Consider the following 24,059-nt stretch of genomic DNA (forward strand, 5'->3'; position numbering starts at 1 on the left):
TAACCAAGACAAAGGAAGCGTATGAAGCCTATCGCACAATTGATCGTGACTGCCGCCGTGGCGGCCTTTTCCACCAGCGTGATCGCTGCCCCGGCCCAGGCCGCCAGCGAAGCGCCGGACCTGCTGGTCAAGCGCGTCAGCACCGACGTGATCGACGCCGTCAAGGCCGACAAGGACATCCAGGCCGGCAACAGCCGCAAGATCATCGACCTGGTCAACACCAAGATCCTGCCGTACGTCGATTCCGACAAGATGACGTCGCAGGCGGCCGGCCGCTTCTGGCGCCAGGCGAGCCCGGAACAGCAGAAGCAACTGTCGGAAGAATTCCGCCAGCTGCTGATCTACACCTATTCCGGTGCGCTCTCGCAGATCAAGAACGAAACCATCGAGTTCAAGCCCTTCCGCGCCGACCCGGCCGACACCGAAGTCGAGGTGAAGTCGCAGGTCAACCTGACCCGCGGCGAGCCGATCACCCTGAACTACCGCCTGAGCAAGACCCCGCAGGGCTGGAAGATCTTCGACCTGAACGTGATGGGCGCCTGGCTGGTCGAGACCTACAAGTCGACCTTCGCTTCCGAGATCGGCAAGGGCGGCATCGACGGCCTGATCAAGAAGCTGCACGACCGTAACCAGCAGCTGGCCAACAAGCCGCTGAAGGCGCCGCAGAAGTAAGCATGGCGGAGTCCAATCCCATGCTGTCGCTGGATGCCCTGACCTTCCAGAACGCCCAGGCGGCGCTGGAGCAGGGCTGCGCGGCGCTGTCCGCCGGCGCGACCGTGTTCGACCTCGGTGGCGTGCGCGCCGCCGATTCCTCGGCCCTGGCCCTGATGCTGGCCTGGCAGCGCCGCGCCCAGGCGCAGGGGCGCAAGCTCAGTTTCGTCAACGTGCCGGCCAACGTCGATGCGCTGGCGCGCCTGTATGGTGTCGATGGCCTGATCGGCCGGGCGTGACCGCCGCTTCATGACGGATGGGCTCACGCCGACCCGTCATGACGATTTCTTCTATAATGGCTCGTTTCCCCTGCATGGTCCGCCGTCCGGCGCGGCCACTTTCGCATGACAGCCATCCAGATTGACAGCGTCGAGAAAAGCTACAAGGGCTTCAAGGCCCTCAAGGGCGTTTCCCTGACCATCGAACAAGGCGAATTCTTCGGCCTGCTTGGCCCGAACGGCGCCGGCAAGACCACTCTCATCTCCTGCATCGCGGGCCTGATCCGGCCCGATGTCGGGAGTGTGCGCATCCACGGCCACGACGTCGTCAAGGACTTCCGTTCGGCCCGCATGGCGCTCGGCGTGGTGCCGCAGGAGCTGGTGTTCGATCCCTTCTTCACGGTGCGCGAGACCCTGCGGCTGCAGTCCGGCTACTTCGGCCTGAAGAACAACGACAAGTGGATCGACGAGGTCATGGAAAACCTCGACCTGACCGCCAAGGCCGACGTCAACATGCGCGCCCTGTCCGGCGGCATGAAGCGGCGCGTGCTGGTGGCCCAGGCCCTGGTCCACAAACCGCCCGTGATCGTGCTGGACGAACCGACCGCCGGCGTCGACGTCGAACTGCGCCAGACCCTGTGGAAGTTCATCTCGCGCCTGAACCGCGAGGGCCACACCGTGGTCCTGACCACCCACTACCTCGAAGAAGCGCAAGCCATGTGCCAGCGCGTGGCCATGCTCAAGACCGGCAACGTGGTGGCGCTGGACACCATGTCGCAGCTGCTGCGCCGCGTGTCGGGCTCCTCGCTGATCGTGCACCTGAAGCAGGGCGGGCTGCCGGAAGGCCTGCGCCACCTGGTCGCGCACGATGAAGCAGATGCGCACGACGACGCCTCGAAGCCGAATGGGCAGGGCAACAAGTACACCCTGCGCGTGAACGAGTACGCCGACGTCGAAGGCATCCTGGCGAGCCTGCGCGAATCGGGCGCCGTGATCGACGAAATGCAGCTGCAGCAGGCCGACCTGGAAGACATCTTTATCCAGATCATGGAAGGGGCACCCATCCGATGAATGTATTCTCCGTGGGTTTCCGCACCCTGTTCTACAAAGAGATCCTGCGCTTCTGGAAGGTCGCCACCCAGACCATCGCCGCGCCGGTCGTCACCTCGATGCTCTACCTGCTGATCTTCGGCCACGTGCTGGAAGGCCGCGTGCAGATGCTCGCCGGCGTCGACTACACCGCCTTCCTGATCCCGGGCCTGGTGATGATGAGCGTGCTGCAGAACGCCTTCGCCAACTCCTCGTCCTCGCTGATCCAGTCCAAGATCACCGGCAACCTGGTGTTCATCCTGCTGCCGCCGCTATCGCACTGGGAGATCCTGTCCGCCTACGTGACGGCATCGATCGTGCGCGGCCTGTGCGTGGGCGCCGGCGTGTTCATCATCACCGCCTGGTTCGCCCACCTGTCCTTCGTGTTCCCGCTGTGGATCGTCGTGTTCGCCCTGCTGGGCGCGGCCATCCTCGGCACGATGGGCGTGATCGCCGGCATCTGGGCCGAGAAGTTCGACCAGCTGGCCGCGTTCCAGAACTTTTTGATCATGCCTGCAACATTTTTGGCCGGTGTGTTCTATTCGATCCAGAAACTGCCCCCGTTCTGGCTCGCAGTCTCGCATTTCAACCCGTTCTTTTATATGATTGACGGGTTCCGTTACGGTTTCTTCGGCAAGTCTGATGTCTCGCCCTGGACCAGCCTGGCCATCGTCGCCGTGTTCTTCATCGTGCTGGCCGGCGTCGCCATCAACCTGCTCCGCCGCGGCTACAAGCTGCGTCATTAAGATTTATCCAAAATTCACTGCGCATCATGGCTACCACACCTGAACTCATCCACGGCTACATCAAGGCCGGCCTGGACACCACCCACCTCGAAGTCGAGGGCGACGGCCAGCATTTCAGCGCCGTCATCGTGTCCCCCAGCTTTGCCGGCAAGAGCCGCATCCAGCGCCACCAGATCGTCTACGCCGCCCTCGGCGACCGCATGCGCGAGGAGATCCACGCGCTGTCGATGAAGACCCTGACCCCCGAAGAATTTGCTGCCAACTAAGCAAGGATAATCCATGGACAAGCTCCAGATCACCGGCGGCAAGCGCCTGAACGGCGACATCGTCATCTCGGGCGCCAAGAACGCCGCGCTGCCCATCCTGTGCGCCGGCCTGCTGACCTCGGGCGACCTCGAACTGTCGAACGTGCCGCGCCTGCACGACGTGCGCACCATGCTCAAGCTGCTGGCGCAGACCGGCCTGAAGGTGACCCAGGGCGAAGGGGACGACAGCGAGAACGTCACCCTGAACGGCGCCAACATCGACAAGCTCGAAGCGCCGTACGAGCTGGTGAAGACCATGCGCGCCTCGATCCTGGTGCTGGGACCGATGCTGGCGCGCTTCGGTGAAGCCAAGGTCTCGCTGCCGGGCGGCTGCGCGATCGGTTCGCGTCCGGTCGACCAGCACATCAAGGGCCTGCGCGCGATGGGCGCCGAGATCACGATCGAAGGCGGCTACATCCACGCCAAATGCGCGAAGCTGAAGGGCGCGCGCATCCTGACCGACATGATCACCGTGACCGGCACCGAGAACCTGCTGATGGCCGCAGTGCTGGCCGAAGGCGAGACGGTGCTGGAAAACGCCGCGCGCGAGCCGGAAGTGACCGACCTTGCCAACATGCTGGTGGCGATGGGCGCGAAGATCGAGGGCATCGGCACCGACCGCCTGGTGATCCAGGGCGTCGACGCCCTGCACGGCACCAGGCACGCCGTGATCTCGGACCGCATCGAAGCCGCTACTTTTCTTTGCGCGGTGGCGGCGACCGGCGGCGACATCCGCATCGTCAATACCCGCACCGACATCTTCGACGTCGCCATCGACAAGCTGCGCGAGATGGGCGTGCAACTGACGGTGGAAGGCCAGGCCATCCGTGCGCGCATGGACGGCCGTCCGCGCCCGGTGTCCTTCCGCACCACGGAATATCCCGGCTTCCCGACCGACATGCAGGCCCAGTTCATGGCGGTGAACACCATCGCCGACGGCCCGAGCCGCGTGACCGAGACCATCTTCGAGAACCGCTTCATGCACGTGCAGGAACTGAACCGCCTGGGCGCGCAGATCTCGATCGAGGGCAACACCGCCTTCATGCGCGGCGTCGGCCGCCTGGTCGGCGCACCGGTGATGGCCACCGACCTGCGCGCCTCGGCCTCGCTGGTGATCGCCGGCCTGGCCGCCGAGGGCACCACCATCGTCGACCGGATCTACCATCTGGACCGCGGTTACGACCGCATGGAAGCCAAGCTGTCGGCGGTTGGTGCCGACATCGTTCGTATCAAATAAAGCTACTATTAGCGTAGTACCAGCATTACCAACGTCGTTCCCGCCTGCGCGGGGACGACGGGCATCGGCTGACACTCAATATGACCAAATCACCCCAGGACAGCAAGCAGCTGATCCTCGCCCTCTCCAAGGGCCGCATCTTCGAAGACACGCTGCCGCTGCTGGCCGCGGCCGGCATCGAGGTGCTGGAAAATCCGGAAACCTCGCGCAAGCTGATCCTGGCGACCAACGACCCTGGCGTGCGCGTGCTGATCGTGCGCGCCACCGACGTGCCGACCTATGTCCAGTACGGCGCCGCCGACTTCGGCGTGGCCGGCAAGGACGTGCTGCTCGAGCATGGCGGCGAAGGCCTGTACCAGCCGGTCGACCTGCGCATCGCCTGCTGCCGCATGTCGGTGGCGGTGAACGCCGGCTTCGACTACGAGACCGCGGTGCGCCAGGGCGCGCGCCTGCGCGTGGCCACCAAGTTCGTGGAAACCGCGCGCGAGCACTTCGCCAAGAAGGGCGTGCACGTCGACCTGATCAAGCTGTACGGCTCGATGGAACTGGCGCCGCTGGTCGGCCTGTCGGATGCCATCGTCGACGTGGTCTCGACCGGCGGCACCCTGCGCGCCAACAACCTGGTCGAAGTCGAGAAGATCATGGAGATCTCTTCGCGCCTGGTGGTCAACCAGGCCGCGCTCAAGCTCAAGCGCGAGCGCCTGCAACCCATCATCGAGGCCTTCGAACGCGCCTCCAAGCAGCAAGGTCAATAACATGGATGTCCGCAAGCTCGATTCCACCGCCCCCGATTTCAAGCAGCAGCTGACCAAGCTGCTGGCCTTCGAAGCCGAGACCGACGACGCGATCGAATCCGCCGTCGCCAAGATCCTCGCCGACGTCAGGGCGCGCGGCGATGCGGCCGTGCTGGAGTACACCAACAAGTTTGACCGCATCCCCGGTGGGGGTGCTACAGGCATGGCCGCCTTCGACCTGACGCAGCAGGAACTGCAGGATGCGCTGGCCTCGCTGCCGGAGGCCCAGCGCGCCGCGCTGCAGACCGCCGCCGATCGCATCCGGGTCTTCCACGAGCGCCAGAAGCAGGAACTGAACGGTTTCACCTACACCGAACCTGACGGCACCGTGCTGGGCCAGCGCGTGACGCCGCTGGACCGCGTCGGCATCTACGTCCCGGGCGGCAAGGCGGCGTATCCCTCGTCGGTGCTGATGAATGCGATCCCGGCCCAGGTCGCGGGCGTGAAAGAGATCGTGATGGTGGTGCCGACGCCGGACGGCATCAAGAACCGCATGGTGCTGGCCGCCGCCGCGATCGCCGGGGTGACGCGCGTGATCACCATCGGCGGCGCCCAGGCCGTCGGCGCCCTGGCCTACGGCACCGAGACGATTCCTGCCGTCGACAAGATCGTCGGCCCGGGCAATGCCTACGTGGCCGCCGCCAAGCGCCGCGTGTTCGGCACGGTCGGCATCGACATGATCGCCGGCCCGTCCGAAATCCTGGTGCTGTGCGACGGCAGCACCGACCCGGACTGGGTCGCCATGGACCTGTTCTCCCAGGCCGAGCACGACGAGCTGGCCCAGGCCATCCTGCTGTGCCCGGACGCCGGCTACATCGCCCGGGTCGAAGCCAGCATCCACAAGCTGCTGCCGGCCATGCCGCGCAAGGAGACGATCACGACCTCGCTGACGGACCGCGGCGCGTTGATCCTCGTGCGCGACATGGAAGAAGCCTGCGCGATCGCCAACGACATCGCCGCCGAGCACCTGGAAATCTCGGCCGCCGAGCCGCAGCAATGGGCGGACCGGATCCGCCATGCGGGCGCGATGTTCCTGGGCCGCTTCTCGTCCGAGTCGCTGGGCGACTATTGCTGCGGCCCGAACCACGTGCTGCCGACCTCGCGCACGGCGCGCTTCTCGTCGCCGCTGGGCGTGTACGACTTCCAGAAGCGCTCGTCGCTGCTGTTCGTGTCCGAAGCCGGCGCCCAGACCCTGGGCAAGGTCGCGGCCGAGCTGGCGTACGGCGAAGGCCTGCAGGCGCACGCCCGCAGCGCAGAGCTAAGGATCAGGCAGGACGGCGAGCCGACCGGGTCTGGTTCCGCATGATGGACTGGGTCGACCGGGTCTTCTGCGAGGACGCGCTGGCCGGCATGGCGCGCATCCCCGACGGGTCCATCGACCTGATCCTGACCGATCCGCCGTACAACCTCGGCAAGGACTACGGCAACGCTTCCGACCAGCAGAGCGTCGACGACTACCTGGCCTGGACCGAGCGCTGGATCGACGTCGCGCTGCCCAAGCTGAAAGCCAACGGCAGCCTGTACATCTTCCTCACCTGGCGCTTTGCGCCGGAAATCTTCGTCATGCTGAAGAAGCGCCTGACGATGATGAACGAGATCATCTGGGACCGCCGCGTGCCCTCGATGGGCGGCAGCACCCGCAGCTTCAGCTCGGTGCACGACACCATCGGCTTCTTCGTGAAGCGCAAGGACTATTATTTCGACCTGGACGCCGTGCGCATCCCCTACGACGCCGAGACCAAGAAGGCGCGCTCGCGTTCGATCTTCGTGGGCGCCAAGTGGCTCGAGGTCGGCTACAACCCGAAGGACCTGTGGAGCGTCTCACGCCTGCACCGCGAACATGCGGAGCGGGTCGATCATCCTACCCAGAAGCCGCTCGAGATCATCGAACGCATGCTCAAGGCCTCCTGCCCGCCGGGCGGCGTGGTGCTCGACCCCTTCATGGGCAGCGGCACCACGGCGCTGGCGGCGCGTCGGCTGGGGCGGCATTTCGTTGGGTTCGAGCTGAACCAGGCTTATTGCGAGATCATTCAGCAGAGGTTGGCGATGCCGGAGGCGCCGGCCAGGAAAAAGACGGCAGGCAGTCGCAAGAAGGACAAAACCGTTATGACCGAGAGCGCTTGCACCGTCGTCCCCGCGCAGGCGCCTCGCTGTGCGACGCCCCAAGTTGCACGAGCAGTCAAAACGCACGCAAACCTGGACCCCCGCCCGCGCGGGGGCGACGGGGCAGTAGCCAACGAGCAAAATTTAGACAACGCTATTCAAGGAAGCACACCATGACCGACATCGACACCCTCATCGCCAACACGATCCGCGAAGACGTCCGTGCCGGCCATAGCTATAACGTGCCGGACGCCAGCGGCTACATCAAGCTCGACGCCATGGAAAACCCCTACGAGCTGCCGGAAAACCTGCGCCAGGCACTGGCCACGCGCCTGGCCGACGCCGTGCTGAACCGCTATCCGGTGGCCTCGTACGGCACCCTCAAGCAGAAGATCCGCGACAAGCTCGGCGTCCCGGCCGGCTACGACGTCATCCTCGGCAACGGTTCCGACGAGATCATCAGCATCATCGCCATGGCCACCGCACGCCAGGACAAGAGGGCAGTGCTGATGGCCCCGGTCCCGGCCTTCGTGATGTTCCAGCGCTCGGCCCAGTTTGCCGGCATGGACTACGTCGGCGTGCCGCTGAAAGCCGATTTCTCGCTCGACCGCCCGGCGATGCTGGCCGCCATCGAAAAGCACAAGCCGTCGGTCGTGTTCCTGGCCTACCCGAACAATCCGACCGGCAACCTCTACGCTGAAGACGACATGGTCGCCATCATCGAGGCGCTGGGCGACACCGGCATCGCCGTGGTCGACGAGGCCTACCAACCCTTCGCCCGCACCAGTTTCATGGGCCGGCTGCCGCAATACCCGAACCTGATGGTGATGCGCACGCTGTCCAAGCTGGGCCTGGCCGGCATCCGCCTCGGCTACCTGGCGGCCGCGCCCGCGCTGCTGGACCAGTTCGACAAGGTGCGCCCGCCGTATAACATCAACGTGCTGACCCAGGCGGCGGCCGAGTTCGCGCTCGACCATATCGACGTGCTGAACGAGCAGGCGGCCCGCCTGAACGAAGCGCGCGGCGAACTGGCGGCGGCGCTGGCTGCGCTGCCGGGCGTGACGGTCTTCCCGTCGAGCGCGAATTTCATTACCTTGCGTGTACCGGACGCCGACCGTACCTGCGCTAAACTGTTCGATGAACGGGTATTGATCAAGAATTTGAGTAAAATGCACGAATTGCTGGCCAACTGCATCCGCGTGACGGTCAGCACCCCGGAAGAGAATTCCGTATTCCTGAATGCCCTGAAGGCTTCCCTGCAATGACCCGCACCGCAGAAATCACCCGCAACACCAGCGAGACGCAGATCCGCGTCGCGCTCAATCTCGACGGTACCGGCCGCCAGAAACTCAACACTGGCGTGCCTTTCCTCGACCATATGCTGGACCAGATCGCCCGCCATGGCCTGATCGACCTCGAGGTCGAGGCCGTCGGCGACCTGCACATCGACGACCACCATACCGTCGAGGACACCGGGATCACCCTGGGCATGGCGGTCGCCAAGGCGATCGGCGACAAGAAAGGCATCCGCCGCTACGGCCACGCCTACGTCCCGCTCGACGAAGCGCTGTCGCGCGTGGTGATCGACTTTTCCGGTCGTCCGGGCCTGGAATGGCATGTGCCCTTCACCCGCGCCACCATCGGCCGCTTCGACGTCGACCTGACGATCGAGTTCTTCCGCGGCTTCGTGAACCACGCCGGCGTGACCCTGCACGTGGACAACCTGCGGGGCGTGAACGCCCACCACCAGTGCGAGACCGTGTTCAAGGCCTTCGGCCGTGCCCTGCGCATGGCGTCCGAGCTGGACGAGCGCGCGCTGGGCACGATTCCATCGACCAAGGGCAGCCTGTAAGCGATCGATCATGGCAAACAAGATTGTTGTGGTTGATGGCCTGGGCAACCTGCGTTCGGTAGCGCAGGCGCTGCGCGCCGCCGCTCCCGAAGCGGACGTGATCGTTTCCAGCGATGCCGCCGTGATCGACGCCGCCGACCGCGTCGTGCTGCCGGGGCAGGGCGCCATGCGCGACTGCATGCGCAGCCTGCGCGAATCCGGCGCCGAGGAAGCGGTGCTGCGCGCCATGAAGACGCGTCCGGTGATGGGCGTGTGCGTGGGCGAGCAGATGTTGTTCGACTCCAGCGAAGAAAACGAAGGCACGCCCGGCCTGGGCCTGTTCCCCGGCAAGGTGGTGCGTTTCCAGCTCGACGGCAAGCTTGCCGCCGACGGCTCGCGCTTCAAGGTGCCGCAGATGGGCTGGAACCGCGTGCGACAGGCACGCGCGCATGCATTGTGGGAAGGCGTCGAGGACGGCGCCTGGTTCTACTTCGTGCACAGCTATTACGCCCGGCCGGCAAATCCGGACGACACCATCGGCGAAGCCGATTACGGCGGTCCCTACTGCTGCGCGGTCGCGCGCGACAACATCGTCGCCACCCAGTTCCACCCTGAGAAAAGCGCGGCCGCCGGCCTGCGCCTGTATCGCAATTTCATCCACTGGAAACCCTGAACGCTCACGTTCTTCACCCGTCAACCAACCGATTACGACCATGCTGCTGATTCCCGCCATCGACCTGAAAGACGGTCACTGCGTTCGCCTGAAACAGGGCGATATGGACCTCGCCACCGTGTTCTCCGAAGATCCCGCCGAGATGGCGCTGCACTGGCTCAAGAAGGGTGCGCGCCGTCTGCACCTGGTCGACCTGAACGGCGCTTTCGCCGGCAAGCCGAAGAACGAGGACGCCATCAAATCGATCCTGCAGGTGGTGCAGGAATACGCTACCGAGAATGACCTGGACGAGATCCCGGTCCAGCTCGGCGGCGGCATCCGCGACCTCGACACCATCGAGCGCTACCTGGACGACGGCATCACCTACATCATCGTCGGCACCGCCGCGGTGAAGAACCCGGGCTTCCTGCACGACGCCTGCGGCGCCTTCCCGGGCTCGATCATCGTCGGCCTGGACGCCAAGGACGGCAAGGTCGCGACCGACGGCTGGAGCAAGATGTCGGGCCATGAAGTCATCGACCTGGCCAAGAAGTTCGAGGGTTATGGCGTCGAATCGATCGTCTACACCGACATCGGCCGCGACGGCATGATGGGCGGCGTGAACATCGAAGCCACCGTGCGCCTGGCCCAGGCCGTCAAGATCCCGATCATCGCCTCCGGCGGCCTGCACAACCTGGCCGACGTCGAAGCGCTGTGCGCGGTACAGGACGAAGGCATCGAAGGCGTGATCTGCGGCCGTTCGATCTATGAAGGTACGCTCGACCTGGCCAGCGCGCAGGAGCGTGCGGATGAGCTGACTGAAGGGGCGCAGGCTTAACTAGCCCGGAACCGAGAAACCGTCGTTCCCGCGAAAGCGGGATTGACGGGTTAACTAAAGATTTATATGCTCGCAAAACGCATCATCCCCTGCCTTGACGTCACCGGCGGCCGCGTGGTCAAGGGCGTCAATTTCACCGAGCTGCGCGATGCCGGCGACCCGGTCGAGATCGCACGCCGCTACGATGGCCAGGGCGCCGACGAGATCACCTTCCTCGACATCACCGCCTCGAGCGACGGCCGCGACCTGATCCTGCCGATCATCGAAGCCGTGGCCTCGACCGTCTTCATCCCGCTGACGGTGGGCGGCGGCGTGCGCAAGGTCGAGGACGTGCGCCGCCTGCTGAACGCCGGCGCCGACAAGGTGTCGATGAACACCTCGGCCGTGACCAACCCGCAACTGGTGTTCGAGGCTTCGCAGAAGCACGGCTCGCAGTGCATCGTGGTGGCGATCGACGCCAAGCAGGTCGCGCCCGGCAAGTGGGAAGTGTTCACCCACGGCGGCCGCAATCCGACCGGCCTCGACGCGGTGGAGTGGGCGCGCAAGATGGAAAGCCTGGGTGCCGGCGAACTGCTGCTGACCAGCATGGACCGCGACGGCACCAAGTCCGGCTTCGACCTCGGCCTGACGCGCGCCGTCTCGGACGCGGTCGGCATTTCCGTGATCGCCTCCGGCGGCGTGGGCGGCCTGCAGGACCTGGCGGACGGCATCCTGGAAGGCCACGCCGACGCGGTGCTGGCCGCCAGCATTTTCCACTACGGGCAGCACACGGTCGGCGAAGCCAAGCGCTTCATGCATGACCGCGGCATCCCGATGCGACTGGACTGAACTGGACAAACACAGATGGTAACCCCGACGACGACCCCATCGATTCCGGCCCAGCCCTGGCTGAAGAAGGTGCAATGGGACGAGCACGGCCTGGTGCCGGTGATCGCCCAGGAAGCCGCCACCGGCGACATCCTGATGTTCGCCTGGATGAACCGCGAAGCCCTGGCCAAGACCGTGGAGCTGGGCGAAGCGGTGTACTGGAGCCGCTCGCGCAAGAAGCTGTGGCACAAGGGCGAAGAGTCCGGCCACGTCCAGAAAGTGCTGGAGATCCGCCTCGACTGCGACGAGGACGTGGTGCTGCTGAAGGTCGAACAGGCCGGCGGCATCGCCTGCCATACCGGCCGCCATTCCTGCTTCTTCCAGAAGTTCGGGAACGGCGACTGGCATGACGCCGACCCGGTGCTGAAAGACCCGAATACCATCTATACCAAACCGAAGAAGACGGTTCAAAAGAAAGACCTATGAGCACCATCCTCGACCGCTTGGCGGAAACGATCGAGACGCGCAAGCCGGAAAACGGCGGCGATCCCGACAAATCCTATGTGGCCCGCCTGTTCGCCAAGGGCGACGATGCGATCCTCAAGAAGATCGGCGAAGAAGCGACCGAGACCGTCATGGCGGCCAAGGACGTGCGCGCCGGTGCCGATGCCTCCAAGCTGCTGTACGAAGTGGCCGACCTGTGGTTCCATTCGGCTGTGCTGCTGGCGCGCTTCGGCCTGAGCCCGCAGCAGGTGCTGGACGAGCTGGCGCGCCGCGAAGGCCTGTCCGGCATCGAGGAAAAGGCCTCGCGCAAGGAGTGAGAGCGCAAGGGCTGAGAGCGTCACGGCGCTGTCATTCGACCCAAATAGAATATCGTGCTGACTGGAGAGAACATGGATAACTGCATCTTCTGCAAGATTGCCGCAAAGCAGATCCCGGCTGGCGTGGTGTACGAGGACGACGAGCTGCTCGCGTTCAAGGACATCAACCCGGCGGCACCGGTCCACCTGCTGGTCATTCCGAAGCGGCACGTGGACACCTTGTCCGACTGCACGGATGCGCACGCGGCGATCCTCGGCAAGATGCTGGCCCTGGCGCCGAAACTGGCCGCCGAGCATGGAATCGCCGTCAAGCAGGGCCCGGACGGCCAGCGCAGCGGCGGCTTCAAGACCCTGATCAACACCGGTCCGGATGGCGGCCAGGAGGTGTATCACCTGCACCTGCACGTGTATGGCGGTCCTCGTCCGTGGCGCGGGCTCGGGACTTGATGCGGGGAACTTGACTAAAACTTCCGGCTGGAAAGAAACCATGCCGGGTAATCATCGCTTATACTGCGCGTACGCTACATGCGAATTCGGGCGTGCGCCCGCAAGGAGAAAACAATGGGTTCGTTTAGTATTTGGCACTGGCTGATCGTGCTGGTGGTGGTGGTCCTGGTGTTTGGTACCGGCAAGCTGAAGAACGCGGGTTCCGATCTCGGCAAGGCCGTGAAAGGCTTCAAGGACGGCGTGAAGGGCAGCGAAGAAGAGCGCCAGGCGAATGTCCCGCCGGCCTCGACCCAGCAGGTGGCCGACAAGTCCACGAACACGATCGACGTCGAAACGCGCGAAAAGAACCGCTCGTAATCCATTTCCATGATCGATCTCGGGCTTTCCAAACTCGCCGTCATCGGCGTGGTCGCGCTGATCGTGATCGGCCCCGAGCGCCTGCCCAAGGTGGCGCGCATGGCCGGCACGCTGTACGGCCGCGCCCAGCGCTACCTGCATGAGGTGAAGTCGGAAGTCTCGCGCGAGATCGAAATGGAAGAGCTGCGCAACCTGCACAAGGAAGTGCAGGAAACCGCGCATAGCTTCAAGACCGAGGTCGAGAGTTTCGGCGCCGAGGTCGAGAACACGGTCTCGTCCCACCTCGGCGAGGTCGAATCCGCCTGGCGCGGCGATACCGCATCGTCATCGAGCTCCCATGTCACGCCGGACGACATCGAGCGCAAGGCGCGCGAATTCCGCCGCAAGAAGCTGGTCAAGACCTCCAGCGTTCCCGCCTGGTACAAGAACCGCCACGGCGGCCGCCAGCACGTGCTGTCGGGTGCGGCGCGCGTGCGCAAGTTCCGCCCCGGAACCAAGTCCAACACTTCCTTTTTCTAGATGACTGACGAAGCTGCAGGCGAAACCTTTATTTCGCACCTGGTCGAACTGCGTGACCGCCTGGTCCGGGCCGTCATCGGGGTCGCGATCGTCTGCATCGCCCTGCTCCTGTGGCCGGGCCCGGACCGCATCTACGATTTCCTGGCCGCGCCCATGCTGGCCTCGCTGCCGCCCGGCGCCAAGATGATCGCCACCGGCGTCAGCTCACCCTTCCTGGTACCGATGAAGGTGACCCTGGTGCTGGCGCTGATCATTTCGCTGCCCTGGGTGTTCTACCAGGCCTGGGCCTTCATCGCGCCCGGCCTCTACGCCCACGAAAAGCGGCTGGTGCTGCCGCTGGTGATCTCGTCCTCGCTGCTGTTCATCGCCGGCGTCGCCTTCTGCTATTTCTTGGTGTTCGGACGGGTCTTCCACTTCATCGCCAACTTCGCCCCGAGCTCGATCGCGGTCATGCCGGACATCGAGAACTATCTCGATTTCGTGATCTCGATGTGCCTGGCCTTCGGCGCCACCTTCGAGGTCCCGGTGGTGGTCGTGATCCTGGTGCGGATGGGCATCATCAGCGTCGAGAAGCTGAAGTCGATACGCCCTTACGTGATCGTCGGCGCCTTCGTGATCGCCGCCGTGGTCACGCCGCCGGACGCGGTCAGCCAGCTGGCCCTCGCCGTTCCGATGTGCCTGCTGTTCGAACTCGGCCTGCTGCTGGCGCCGGTGTTCGTGCGCGTCACGCGCGCGCCGGAAGAGCACGCCTGAGTCCCTGCCACCTTGCTGGTGAACGCGCGGCGCCCGAGGGCGCCGCTTTGCATTTCAGGACAAAAGTTTTGTAACACCCGCTCAGCGGCGGAAAAATGCCCGCTAGAATGCTTTCAGATGAGTTTTGCCATAACGACAACCACAAGGAGACGTCTCAATGGATTCAAACCGTCGCAAGCTGCTGACAGCCAGCGCATCCGCCGCCATGGGGGGCCTGCTGGCCGGCACCCAGCATCCCGCCCTCGCACAGAACCCTCCCGCTCCCGCAGTCGCCGTGCCGCCGCTGGCCGGCAAGATCGGCATGCGCCTCGCCACCTGCAGCCTCACGCCGAACGGACAGCCGACCGTGGTCGCGGTCCTCGACAACGACAGGCTGGTCGACCTGCAGGCCGAAGCCCGGCGGCAAAAGCGAGCGCTCGCTTTCGACGCCGGCTCGATGCTGGCGCTGATCAAGAGCGGCAACGCCGGCCTCGAACAGGTGCGCGCGGTGGTCGACAATGCGCTCGGCCGGCCGGCTTCGCTGCTGCCGGTCGAGAAGGCGCGCTTCATGTCGCCGATTCCTCGGCCCGAGCGCAACATCTACTGCGTCGGCTGGAATTACCTCGACCACTTCGAGGAAGGCAAGCAGGCCCGCTTCGACAAGTCGACCGAGAAGCTGCCTGAGCATCCAGTGTTCTTCACCAAGGGCACGCACACGATGAACGGGCCTTTCGATGCTATCCCGCACGACCCGGCGTATTCGAACACCACCGACTGGGAAGCGGAGCTGGCCGTCGTCATCGGCCAGACCGGCCGCAACATCCCCGAAGAGCGGGCCATGGATTACGTGTTCGGCTACGCGCCCTACAACGACACCACGGTGCGCGAGGCGCAGCAGAAGCTGCACGGCGGCCAGTGGTTCAAGGGCAAGAGCCTGGACGGCCATGGGCCGATGGGACCCTGGATCGTCACCGCGGCCGGCGTCAGGCTCGACGACCTGCGCGTGATCTGCCGCGTGAACGGCGTCGAGAAGCAGAACGCCAGCTACAAGCAGATGTACTTCAAGATCCCGCGCATCATCGCCGAGCTGTCGCGCGGCCTGACGCTGGAGGCGGGCGACATCATCGCCACCGGCACGCCCTCGGGCGTCGGCTTTGCGCGCAAACCGCCCGAGTTCCTGAAGCATGGGGATGTGATCGAGACCGAGATCACCGGCCTCGGCGTCATGCGCAACATGATCCGCGCCGAGACCTGAACCTCGGTATCAGGCCCGGCGCGCCGGCCGCGCTGCGCACATGACGGCGAGCGCATCGGCGGACGCCGATGACGATGCCGCCTCGCGCACCATCGGCGCCCGCGTGCCGGCTTCGGCCTCCGCCATGCTGTCGATCGTAAAGGTACCGAAGCCGACGGCGGCGAGTGCGACGACGAAGATGGCTTCCATGTGCTTGTGGATGTTCATGATGTTCCCCTTCAATGGCTGGTTTTGGAAAGTGCGGAGCGATTGTTCGTCCCACGATCTCCATTCAGCACAAGCCGTGCCAGCCCCCTGAAACGGGCATGAAGGCCTCCGCGGACCCGGATCAAGCCTTGTAGAGTCGGGCCGGGAACAACAGCCTGGGCAGACGGTGTCGGCTCCCGGCCAACACCGTCCGGCAAGGGCCAGAAACAGGCGAAAAAAAGCCCCGCCGGGGAGGGCGGGGCCATGTACATGCGTCGTGGCTTACTGCATCAGCTGGCCGATGATCTTCACCGGCGCATTGCCGTAGCCGAGGAACTGGTCGTGGAAGGCCTTCAGGTTGAAGCGCTCGCCCAGCTGCTGCTTGCGGCGTTCGCGCAGTTCCATGATGTCGCTGTAGCCGCTGAAGTAGCTGGTCAGCTGTACCGAGGACAGCTGCACGCGGCGCCACTTCTCGGCCGCTTCTTGCGGGGTCTGGAAGGCCTGGCGCACCAGCAGGTCCATGGCCTGCTCGCGCGTCATGCCGAGCACGTGCACGCTGTAGTCGAGGATAGTGTTCGACACGCTGCGCAGGTTCCACTTGCACCACATCAGCCACAGTTCCGGCGCATTGTTGCCGTAGCCGGATTCGAGCATCATGCGCTCGCCGTACACGGCCCAGCCTTCGACCATCGCGCCGTTGCCGAACAGGGCCTTCACCAGCGAGGGCGAGCGGTTGGCGTTCATCAGCTGGGTGTAGTGGCCGGGGATCGCCTCGTGGATGTTCAGGATCTGCAGCATCCAGTTGTTGTACTCGCGCAGGCTGCTCTCGGCCTGTTCCGGCGTGAGGCCGTCCAGCGGCGTGACGTTGTAATAGGTCTTGTCCTTCGGCCGGTACGGTCCCGGCGCGTCGATGCTGGCGCCGGCCACGCCGCGCTGGTACAGCGGGGTCTCGCGCACCACCAGCGGTTTGCTCGGGTCGATCGAGACCAGGTTGTTCTTGATGACGTAGTCCTGCAGCTGCGGGATCTGGCGCCGGATCTCGGGCAGGAAGTCGGCGGCGGCGACGTGCTGCAGCGAGAGCTTGTCGATCACCATGCCGATCTTCTTGAAGCGGTCGTCCGGTTTGGCGGCACTGCCCATGGTCTTGTCCCACAGCTGGTCGGCCAGGCCGTCCATGCGGGTCAGCAGTTCTTCGCGCGCGGCCAGGGCCTTGCGGTAGGTCTGCTCGGCCGTGCTGGCGGACTCGATCTCGAAGGCGAACTTCTGCTCGTACAGCTCCTTGCCGAGCCGGAACGAGCGGGCGTGCCGCATCTGTTCCTGCGACTTATCGAGGTCGCTCAGGAAGTCGACCCAGGCCAGCACCGCACTGCCTGCGTTCGCCACGCGCTGCGCGAAGATCGCCTTTTCCTGCGGCGTCAGCTGGACCGAATCCTGGGCTGCCTTGCCGAGGTCGGCCAGCACCACCAGCGTGCCCGGCGCCTGCGAGATCGCCAGCTGGGTATGTTCGCGGGTCGGGTTCACGATCGATGCCTGCGCCGCCTGGTAGTAGGCCGGCACGTCGGCCAGGCGCTTGAGGATGGTGCGCAGGCGCTGCGGCCTGGCGGCGTACTCGGTGTTCATGATCAGGTCGAGCGGCTGGGCCACGTTGTACTGGGCCGGGTTCCACTCGAAGTCGCGCAGTACGGCCAGCTTCCAGCGGTCGTACTGCAGCTTGTTGATCAGGACTGCAAGATCGGTGCGCTGGTTGGGCGAGAGCTTGTCGGCGTTCAGCTTGCGGAACTTCTCGAGCCACTCGTCGATGAAGGCCAGCTGCTTGGCGCGGGTCGGTGCGTCGGGGACGGTCAGCTTGGCGGCGGCGTCGAACTTGCCGACGTAGATAGCGCCTTCCGGATCGATGCGCCACAGCGCGGTCAGGAACTGCATCGACTGCGAGTCCATGAAGCGGTCGTTGCGGTTCTGCGGGGTCGCCGCGGCGATCGGCGCCGCCACCGCCACTGCGGCGGCCGGAGCGGCCGCGGCCCTGGCCTTACCCTTGGCCGGTTTGCTGTCGGCCCTGGCCGAGGACTTGCCGGAGGCTTTGGCTTTCGACGACGGCTTGGCCTTGGCGCTGCTGGTGTGCTTCGGCTTGGCCGCCTTGCTGGTGCGCGCGCCGGCCGGCGCCAGCACGAAGCTGGTGAGCAGGACCGCAAGCGCGAGTTTCGTTTTCATCATGGGCGCCAAGATTAGCACCATTCCCGGCCTTTGCGGAAGCCTGAAACAATCCGTCACGTAAGCGGCGGCGCCGCACGCCCGCCCGCCAGGCCGGCCTGCAGCATGGCCAGCATGTCGTCCGGGGACATGCGCGCCGAGACGTCGCTGCCTTCCAGCAGGCTGTCGGCCAGGTCGCGCTTGTGGCGGTGCAGGTCGACGATGCCTTCCTCGATCGTATGCCGCGCCACCAGGCGGTAGATCGTCACTGGCCGCTGCTGGCCCATGCGGTGTGCGCGGTCCGAGGCCTGGTCTTCGACCGCCGGGTTCCACCACGGGTCCATGTGGATCACGTAATCGGCGGCGGTGAGGTTGATCCCGACCCCGCCGGCTTTCAGGCTGATCAAGAACAGGTCGCCGTCGCCGGCCTGGAAGGCGTCCACGCGGCGTTTGCGCTCCTGCATGGGCGTGGCGCCGTCCAGGTACTGGTAGCGGATGCCGCGCTCGTCCAGGTGGCGGCGCAGCAGGGTCAGGTGATCCACGAACTGGCTGAACACCAGGGCCTTGTGGCGGTTCTCCAGCAGCTCCTCCACCAGGCGCGCGAACGTGTCCAGCTTGCTGCTGCGGATGCCGCTGTCGGGCGCCACCAGGACCGGATTGCAGACGGCGCGCCGCAGCTTCATCATCTCGGCCAGGATCTGGATCTGCTTTTGTGCTTGCGGGGCCTGCAGGGTCGCGATGCGTTCCAGCGCGTCGCGGCGCAGCGATTCATAGAGCGCCATCTCTTCCTGGCTCAGCTCCACCGGCAGCACGATCTCGGTGCGCGGCGGCAGTTCGGACAGCACCTGGGCTTTGGTCCTGCGCAGGATGAAGGGTTGCGTGAGGCGGCGCAGGCGGGTGCGCGCGGCCAGCTCGGCGCGCCTGTCTTTGGTTTTCTCCTGGGTGGCTTTTTCGATCGGGCCGGCAAAGCGCAGGTTGAACTGGTCGCTGGTGCCGAGCAGGCCGGGGTTGATGAACCTGAACAGGTTCCACAACTCGCCCAGGTGGTTTTCCAGCGGGGTGCCGGTGGCGGCCATCCGGAAATCGCCGCGCAGCGACATCACCGCCTGCGAGCGGCGCGTGTGCGCGTTCTTGATCGCCTGCGCCTCGTCCAGCACGATGGTGTGCCAGCGCATGTCCTTGAACAGCTCCGCTTCCAGTTGCAGCAGGCCGTAGCTGACGACGATCACGTCGAAGGGCCCGGCTTCCTTCAGCATCGCCTCACGCTTGCCGGCACCGAACAGCTTCATCTGGAGTGTAGGCGCGAAGCGCTCCGCCTCGGCCATCCAGTTGGTGGCCACCGAGGTCGGCGCCACCACCAGGGTCGGGCCGCCGGGCGCGCGCGACAGGATCAGGGCCAGCGCCTGCAGGGTTTTACCAAGGCCCATGTCGTCGGCCAGGCAGGCGCCCACGCCCCAGTGGGCCAGGCGGGACAGCCATTCGAAGCCCTCGACCTGGTAGTCGCGCAGCTCGGCCTGCAGGGTGGTCGGCAGCTGCGGCCGGTAGTCGGCATTCGCCGCCATGTGCTGCAGGTGCTTGCGCCAGGCGGCATCGGCATCGACTTCGCCGGCCTCCAGCGCCATCTCTTCCAGCGCGAAGCTGGCCAGCGGGTGGAAGCGCAGTGCCTCTTCGTCCGCGTCGGTATACGCCGACAAATCGGTCAGCCTGCGGTGCAGCTCGTCGGTGAGGGCCAGGAACTGGTTGTCGCCCAGGGCCACGAAGCGGTCTTCGCGCAGGCGGCCGAGCAGCTCGCGCAAATCCATCACCTTGTTCTCGTCGATCCTGACTTCGCCGTTGGCGGCGAACCAGTCCTTGTCGCGCCGGATGTTCAGGCGCACCGACTTCGACGATACCTTCTTCGTGATGCGGAAGGATTCTCCCTCCGGCCAGGCAACCACCACCCGCGACGCATCCAGTTCCTGCAGTTCGGTGATCAGTTCCAGGCAGTGGAAGGGTTGGCCGAGCAGCCATTCGCCATGTTCGTGCTCGGCGTTTTCCAGCGACTTGCAATCGGCCAGCAGCTGGCGCTCGGCTTCGCGCTCGGCGTTCAAGTCGCGCCGCGCCTCGACGCGCACGCCGGCCACGTCCGCGATGATGCGATCAAAGCCGTCGCCGGGCTGCAGGAACGGACCGGCGTCCGGCAGCGGGCGCACCAGCACGCGCACGCGCAAGCCCTGCTGGTAGGGCAACAGGTGAATATGCAGGCGCATGTCGGCGTCCACCTGTTCGATGTCGGCCGGGCTGCCGCCGATGTCGGACTGCACCGTCACGATCGAGGAGATCGCGCTGATCGCCTGCAGTACGCGCTTTTCCGCTTCCAGCGGCACTTCCAGGCCCTCGCCGACGATGGCGCCGATGCGCTTGTGCTCTTCCTTGATGCGGACGATGCGCAGGCGGGTCGGCGTCTCCTTGGTCACCACGACCTCGCCCTGCTGCTCGCGCATCGGCGGGTTCAGCGAGATCGTGACCTTGCCGCCGCCGGCGCGCACCATCAGCTGGGGCTCGCCCGGCAGCAGTTCGATGCGGGTGCCGGGCGAATCCATCCAGAACAGCAGCGGGTGGCCGGCCAGCAGCGCCACCGCCTTGTCGAGGTCGAACTCGTAGCGCATCCCGGTGCCGCTGTAGTAGCGGTAGGCGCCGATGGTACCGGCAACCTGCACGTCCTGGGCCGTCAGGAAGTCGAGTTCTGCCGCGTCCTCGGCCAAGCGCTTCAGGGCGAGCGGCCGCCCGCGGGTCCAGCCGCCCTGCACGTCGCGCTTCTGCTCGCGCGGTTCCAGCGCACGCACGCCCAGGTGCTCGTCCCAGCCCACCAGCCAGGCCAGGCGCGATTCCTTCACCACCTCGACGTTGACGGCAGGCTGCAGGTTGATCAGGGCATTGAGCTGGCGCTCCCAGGGCTGCTCGCGCTCGAACCACAGCGCCATGTCGGTGAAGCGGTGGCGCTGGCGCAGGGCGATCGCGCGCTTGTCGATGCCGACCATGCCCAGCTGGCCCAGTACGGCGCCGATCTGCGCGGCGATGAAATCGAAACCTGCCGCTTCCGCCGTCTCCATCTGCTGTTCCAGGAATGCCTTGCGCTCGGCCAGCTGCGGCATGCCGAGCCACCAGTGCAGCAGGGCGCGGAACATGACCGGCTGCAGCGAGGTCTCCCAGTTGCGCGAGGGGAGGACTTCGGCGTCGACGGTGCCGCCGCGGATCTGGCGCAGCATCGACAGCTGCTGGTAGACGGCGGTGTCGTGGCTCTGCACGGCGCGGGTGGCCGATTCCAGGTAGGTATCGAGCGCCTTGGCGTGCTTCGGGTCGCTGCTCTTCAAGAGGGCGGTGATGTAGAGGTGGCCGCCGATGCCTTCGAAGATGGCTTTTCTCTTGCCGGTTTCCTTGCGCAGGGCTTTCAAGGCCTTGTCGAAGCCGGCCAGGGCTTCATCGGGATCGCCGCGCAGCAGCTGGATGACGCTGCGGTAGTACAGGGTCGCGGATTCGTCCAGGTCGTGCAGCAAGTCGCCGGCGGCGTCCAGGCGGCCGCACAGGATCAGGTGCTCGGCCAGGGCGGTGCGCAGGGCCATCGAGGCGCCGCCCTGGGCCACATGTTCCTCGGCGTAGGCGCGTATCGGCGGGGCGCTGCCCGGCTCGCGCTGGACATGGCTGACCAGCACCGCCAGCACCTCGTCGCGCACCGCGCCGTTGATGCGTTCGATGAGTTCCGGCTCGAAGGGGCGGGCGCAGATGTCGACCAGCGGATGCAGGTAAGCCGCCTCGTGGCAGCGCAGGCAGGCCGCCAGCAGGGGGGCGATGGTCTTCGGTCCTTCTCCGGCCAGCAAGGCCATGCGCAGCAGGGCCACGCCCTGGCGGTAGCTGCGCAGCATGGGCGTGCCCTGCCAGTCCACCCGCAGCGGCGTGACCAGCTGGTAGACCTCGCGCAGCTCGTTCAGGCGGCGTCCGCGCAGGGCCCAGGCCATCGCCGGCCAGGCCAGGTCCGGCGTGATCACGTAGCCGCGCGAGGGCAGCTCGCCGATCAGGCCGTCCGCGCGCAGCGCTTCGAGATCATCGGCGAGGTCGTCCTCGACCGCGCTTACGCCCAGCGGCAGCAAATGCTCGTGGATGCGCCGCCGGCCCATCGGCTCGCCGGCCAGGGCCAGCAGGGCCAGGATCAGCTTGCGCTTTTCATTGCACGCTTCGAAGATCGCGCCGAGAACCTCCACACTCATGCAGCCACTCATTCAGCCGAGATTCTCGATCTCGACCTCAGGCAGGTCGGCAGGGACGGGAATGCCGAAGACGCGCAGGTAAAAATACAACTCCGCTTCCAGCGTGCGCACGATGCTGTCCGCCTTGCGGAAGCCGTGGCCTTCGCCTTCCAGGGTCAGGTAGGCGACCGGCACGCCGCGCGCGCGCAGGGCCTCGACCATCACCTCGGATTGCGGCGGCGGCACCACCTTGTCGTCCAGGCCCTGGAAGAAGATCATCGGCTGGCGCAGCTTGTCCGTGTGGTTGATCGGCGAGCGTTCCGCATACACGGCGTCGGCTCTAGCCTTCGGCGCGATCAGGTATTCGTTGTAGTGCGACTCGAACTTGTGCGAGTCGGCGTCCAGGCCCTTCAGGTCGGACACGCCGTAGTAGCTGGCGCCGGCCTTGAACACGTCGTGGAAGGCGAGGGCGCACAGGGTGGTCAGGCCGCCGGCGCTGCCGCCGCGGATCAGCAGGCGTTCGCGGTCGACCAGGCCCTGGTCGGCCAGATACTGGGCGCCGGCCACGCAATCCTCGACGTCGACCACGCCCCACTGTTCCTTCAGCAGGTCGCGGTAGGCGCGGCCAAAGCCGGTGCTGCCGCCGTAGTTCACATCCAGCACGGCGATGCCGCGGCTGGTCCAGAACTGGGTCGCCAGTTTCAGCGTGCTGCTGGCCATGCCGGTCGGGCCGCCGTGGCCGATCACCATCAGCGGCGGCAGCTCGCCGGGCAGCGCTTCGAAGGCCGCATTCGTCGGCGGGTAGTAGAAGGCGTGCGAAGTACGGCCTTTGGCGCTGGGATAGCTGATCGTCTGCGGCACGGACAGATAGCCGGCCTCGGGCAGCTGCTCGATCGAGCGCGCCAGCACCTCACGATGGCCGGCAGCCAGGTCGATGCGCGCCACCTCGGCCGCGACGGTCGGGGCGCCGCCCAGCAGGGCGACGCTGTCGCCGTTCACGCGCAGCTCGCGGATCTCCTGGTAGGGCGTGTCGATCGGCGTCAGCCTTCCGCTGCGGGTGTCCAGGCGCGCCAGCTTGCTGACGCCGCCCTCGATATAGGCGCAGACGATCTCGTCGTCCGAACGGAAGCCGTACATCGACTGGCCGAAGACCCAGTGCGGCAGGCCGAACTCGGCCTCGCGCGGGCAGATCGGGTGCACCACGCCGTGGTCGTAGCGGTGCAGGTTCCACCAGCCGCTGCGGTCGGAAACGAAATGAAGGGTGCCGCCCGGCGACCATTCCGGCTGCACGATGGCTTCATCGATGCCGCCGGCGATCAGGCGGCCATTGGCCAGGGTGCCGTCCGCGACGATGTCGGCCAGCCAGAGCTCCGTACCCTCCCAGGGCATGCGCGGGTGGTTCCAGCACAGCCAGGCGATCTGCCTGCCGTCCGGCGAGATGCGCGGAGACGAGTAAAAATCGTAGCCGTCGTCGAGCACCAGCTGGGTGCCGTCGGCGCCCAGGGCGCACAGGGTATTGACCGGATAAGTCTCGCCGGCCGAATGGTCTTCGCGCACGCCGACCAGGCGCTGGTGAATGCGGTCCAGCACGAAGTCGGCCCAGCGCAGTGCGCCGCCCTCGCTGACCGGCACCGGCTCGTTCCCCTCCGCCGGAGCGCCGTACCGATCGATTCTGTAAACACGGTTGTCGGCGAAATTCGAGAACCACACGCGCCGGTCCGCCACCAGCACCGCGCCGCCGCCGTATTCGTGCACGCGGGTACGCACGTTGAAGGGCGCAGGCGTGAGTTCGTCGACGCGGCCGTCGCGCTGGCGCAGCAGGGTGGTACGGCCGCCTTCGCTGGCACGGCCGGCCAGCCAGTAGAGGTCGGCGCCGTCGAGCAGCACGCCGGACAGCGGGGTCGAACCGGCGGCCACGACGGCGGCGGTAATGGGAGAGGCCCAGGCGCCGCAGGGGGCAGCCTGTTTGCGGGAGGATTCGGGCATGGATCGGTCCTGGCA

25 protein-coding genes are annotated in these 24,059 nt (G+C 65.9%); 21 read left to right on the top strand and 4 right to left on the bottom strand.

What is annotated here, in order from left to right; translation table 11 throughout:
- Window positions 1-21 precede the first annotated feature (21 nt).
- From AB4Z32_RS07250 to AB4Z32_RS07350, 21 genes are all read left to right on the top strand, one after another.
- Complete coding sequence (locus AB4Z32_RS07250) at window positions 22-672, top strand: MlaC/ttg2D family ABC transporter substrate-binding protein (RefSeq protein ID WP_441935251.1); 651 nt, start codon at window positions 22-24, stop codon at window positions 670-672.
- A gap of 2 nt (window positions 673-674) precedes the next feature.
- Entirely contained in the window at window positions 675-950 is a 276-nt protein-coding gene (locus AB4Z32_RS07255; protein WP_441935252.1) for an STAS domain-containing protein, read from the top strand.
- 105 nt (window positions 951-1,055) lie between these two features.
- Window positions 1,056-2,000: an ABC transporter ATP-binding protein gene (locus tag AB4Z32_RS07260; protein WP_441935253.1), complete on the top strand. Its 945-nt coding sequence runs from the start codon at window positions 1,056-1,058 to the stop codon at window positions 1,998-2,000.
- The gene (locus tag AB4Z32_RS07265; RefSeq protein ID WP_441935254.1) at window positions 1,997-2,764 is read left to right on the top strand and encodes an ABC transporter permease; all 768 of its coding nucleotides are present in this window, start codon (window positions 1,997-1,999) and stop codon (window positions 2,762-2,764) included. Before AB4Z32_RS07260 ends, AB4Z32_RS07265 begins: the two co-directional genes overlap by 4 nt.
- A gap of 26 nt (window positions 2,765-2,790) precedes the next feature.
- The gene (locus AB4Z32_RS07270) at window positions 2,791-3,030 is read left to right on the top strand and encodes a BolA family protein (RefSeq protein WP_441935255.1); all 240 of its coding nucleotides are present in this window, start codon (window positions 2,791-2,793) and stop codon (window positions 3,028-3,030) included.
- Window positions 3,031-3,043: 13 nt separating this feature from the next.
- On the top strand, window positions 3,044-4,306 hold the full coding sequence (murA, locus tag AB4Z32_RS07275; protein WP_441935256.1) for a UDP-N-acetylglucosamine 1-carboxyvinyltransferase: 1,263 nt from the start codon (window positions 3,044-3,046) through the stop codon (window positions 4,304-4,306).
- A gap of 80 nt (window positions 4,307-4,386) precedes the next feature.
- Window positions 4,387-5,061 (top strand): ATP phosphoribosyltransferase, encoded by a 675-nt coding sequence (gene hisG, locus AB4Z32_RS07280; protein WP_441935257.1) that lies wholly within the window; start codon window positions 4,387-4,389, stop codon window positions 5,059-5,061.
- Between the two features lies 1 nt (window position 5,062).
- Window positions 5,063-6,406 (top strand): histidinol dehydrogenase, encoded by a 1,344-nt coding sequence (gene hisD, locus AB4Z32_RS07285; protein ID WP_441935258.1) that lies wholly within the window; start codon window positions 5,063-5,065, stop codon window positions 6,404-6,406.
- Window positions 6,403-7,380, top strand: coding sequence for a DNA-methyltransferase (locus AB4Z32_RS07290; protein ID WP_441935259.1), 978 nt, complete (start codon window positions 6,403-6,405; stop codon window positions 7,378-7,380). Before hisD ends, AB4Z32_RS07290 begins: the two co-directional genes overlap by 4 nt.
- Window positions 7,377-8,468: a histidinol-phosphate transaminase gene (gene hisC, locus AB4Z32_RS07295; RefSeq protein ID WP_441935260.1), complete on the top strand. Its 1,092-nt coding sequence runs from the start codon at window positions 7,377-7,379 to the stop codon at window positions 8,466-8,468. Before AB4Z32_RS07290 ends, hisC begins: the two co-directional genes overlap by 4 nt.
- A complete protein-coding gene (gene hisB / locus AB4Z32_RS07300; RefSeq protein WP_047821313.1) occupies window positions 8,465-9,055 on the top strand; it encodes an imidazoleglycerol-phosphate dehydratase HisB in 591 nt (196 codons plus the stop codon). The genes hisC and hisB overlap by 4 nt, the downstream gene beginning before the upstream one ends.
- 10 nt (window positions 9,056-9,065) lie before the next feature.
- Complete coding sequence (gene hisH / locus AB4Z32_RS07305; protein WP_441935261.1) at window positions 9,066-9,707, top strand: imidazole glycerol phosphate synthase subunit HisH; 642 nt, start codon at window positions 9,066-9,068, stop codon at window positions 9,705-9,707.
- A gap of 40 nt (window positions 9,708-9,747) precedes the next feature.
- Entirely contained in the window at window positions 9,748-10,524 is a 777-nt protein-coding gene (hisA, locus tag AB4Z32_RS07310; protein ID WP_441935262.1) for a 1-(5-phosphoribosyl)-5-[(5-phosphoribosylamino)methylideneamino]imidazole-4-carboxamide isomerase, read from the top strand.
- A 66-nt stretch (window positions 10,525-10,590) separates the two neighbouring features.
- A complete protein-coding gene (gene hisF, locus AB4Z32_RS07315; RefSeq protein ID WP_441935263.1) occupies window positions 10,591-11,352 on the top strand; it encodes an imidazole glycerol phosphate synthase subunit HisF in 762 nt (253 codons plus the stop codon).
- 15 nt (window positions 11,353-11,367) lie between these two features.
- On the top strand, window positions 11,368-11,817 hold the full coding sequence (hisI, locus tag AB4Z32_RS07320) for a phosphoribosyl-AMP cyclohydrolase (protein ID WP_441935264.1): 450 nt from the start codon (window positions 11,368-11,370) through the stop codon (window positions 11,815-11,817).
- Entirely contained in the window at window positions 11,814-12,152 is a 339-nt protein-coding gene (locus AB4Z32_RS07325; RefSeq protein ID WP_441935265.1) for a phosphoribosyl-ATP diphosphatase, read from the top strand. The genes hisI and AB4Z32_RS07325 overlap by 4 nt, the downstream gene beginning before the upstream one ends.
- A 72-nt stretch (window positions 12,153-12,224) precedes the next feature.
- A complete protein-coding gene (locus AB4Z32_RS07330) occupies window positions 12,225-12,599 on the top strand; it encodes a histidine triad nucleotide-binding protein (RefSeq protein WP_441935266.1) in 375 nt (124 codons plus the stop codon).
- Window positions 12,600-12,713: 114 nt separating this feature from the next.
- Window positions 12,714-12,956, top strand: coding sequence for a Sec-independent protein translocase subunit TatA (gene tatA, locus AB4Z32_RS07335; protein ID WP_441935267.1), 243 nt, complete (start codon window positions 12,714-12,716; stop codon window positions 12,954-12,956).
- Between the two features lie 9 nt (window positions 12,957-12,965).
- Entirely contained in the window at window positions 12,966-13,475 is a 510-nt protein-coding gene (gene tatB, locus AB4Z32_RS07340) for a Sec-independent protein translocase protein TatB (RefSeq protein ID WP_441935268.1), read from the top strand.
- Window positions 13,476-14,228, top strand: coding sequence for a twin-arginine translocase subunit TatC (tatC, locus tag AB4Z32_RS07345; RefSeq protein WP_441935269.1), 753 nt, complete (start codon window positions 13,476-13,478; stop codon window positions 14,226-14,228).
- A gap of 157 nt (window positions 14,229-14,385) precedes the next feature.
- Window positions 14,386-15,462: a fumarylacetoacetate hydrolase family protein gene (locus tag AB4Z32_RS07350; protein WP_441935270.1), complete on the top strand. Its 1,077-nt coding sequence runs from the start codon at window positions 14,386-14,388 to the stop codon at window positions 15,460-15,462.
- Window positions 15,463-15,471: 9 nt separating this feature from the next.
- On the opposite strand, the gene AB4Z32_RS07355 is transcribed toward AB4Z32_RS07350, so the two are convergent.
- From AB4Z32_RS07355 to AB4Z32_RS07370, 4 genes are all read right to left on the bottom strand, one after another.
- Complete coding sequence (locus tag AB4Z32_RS07355; RefSeq protein ID WP_441935271.1) at window positions 15,472-15,669, bottom strand: hypothetical protein; 198 nt, start codon at window positions 15,667-15,669, stop codon at window positions 15,472-15,474.
- 261 nt (window positions 15,670-15,930) lie between these two features.
- Window positions 15,931-17,859, bottom strand: coding sequence for a DUF885 domain-containing protein (locus tag AB4Z32_RS07360; protein ID WP_441935272.1), 1,929 nt, complete (start codon window positions 17,857-17,859; stop codon window positions 15,931-15,933).
- Between the two features lie 53 nt (window positions 17,860-17,912).
- Window positions 17,913-22,079 (bottom strand): DEAD/DEAH box helicase, encoded by a 4,167-nt coding sequence (locus tag AB4Z32_RS07365; RefSeq protein ID WP_441935273.1) that lies wholly within the window; start codon window positions 22,077-22,079, stop codon window positions 17,913-17,915.
- Window positions 22,080-22,091: 12 nt separating this feature from the next.
- A complete protein-coding gene (locus tag AB4Z32_RS07370; RefSeq protein ID WP_441935274.1) occupies window positions 22,092-24,044 on the bottom strand; it encodes a dipeptidyl-peptidase 5 in 1,953 nt (650 codons plus the stop codon).
- Window positions 24,045-24,059: the final 15 nt, after the last annotated feature.

It is taken from the genome of Massilia sp. 2TAF26, assembly GCF_052115005.1.
Classification (GTDB): Bacteria; Pseudomonadota; Gammaproteobacteria; order Burkholderiales; family Burkholderiaceae_D; genus Telluria.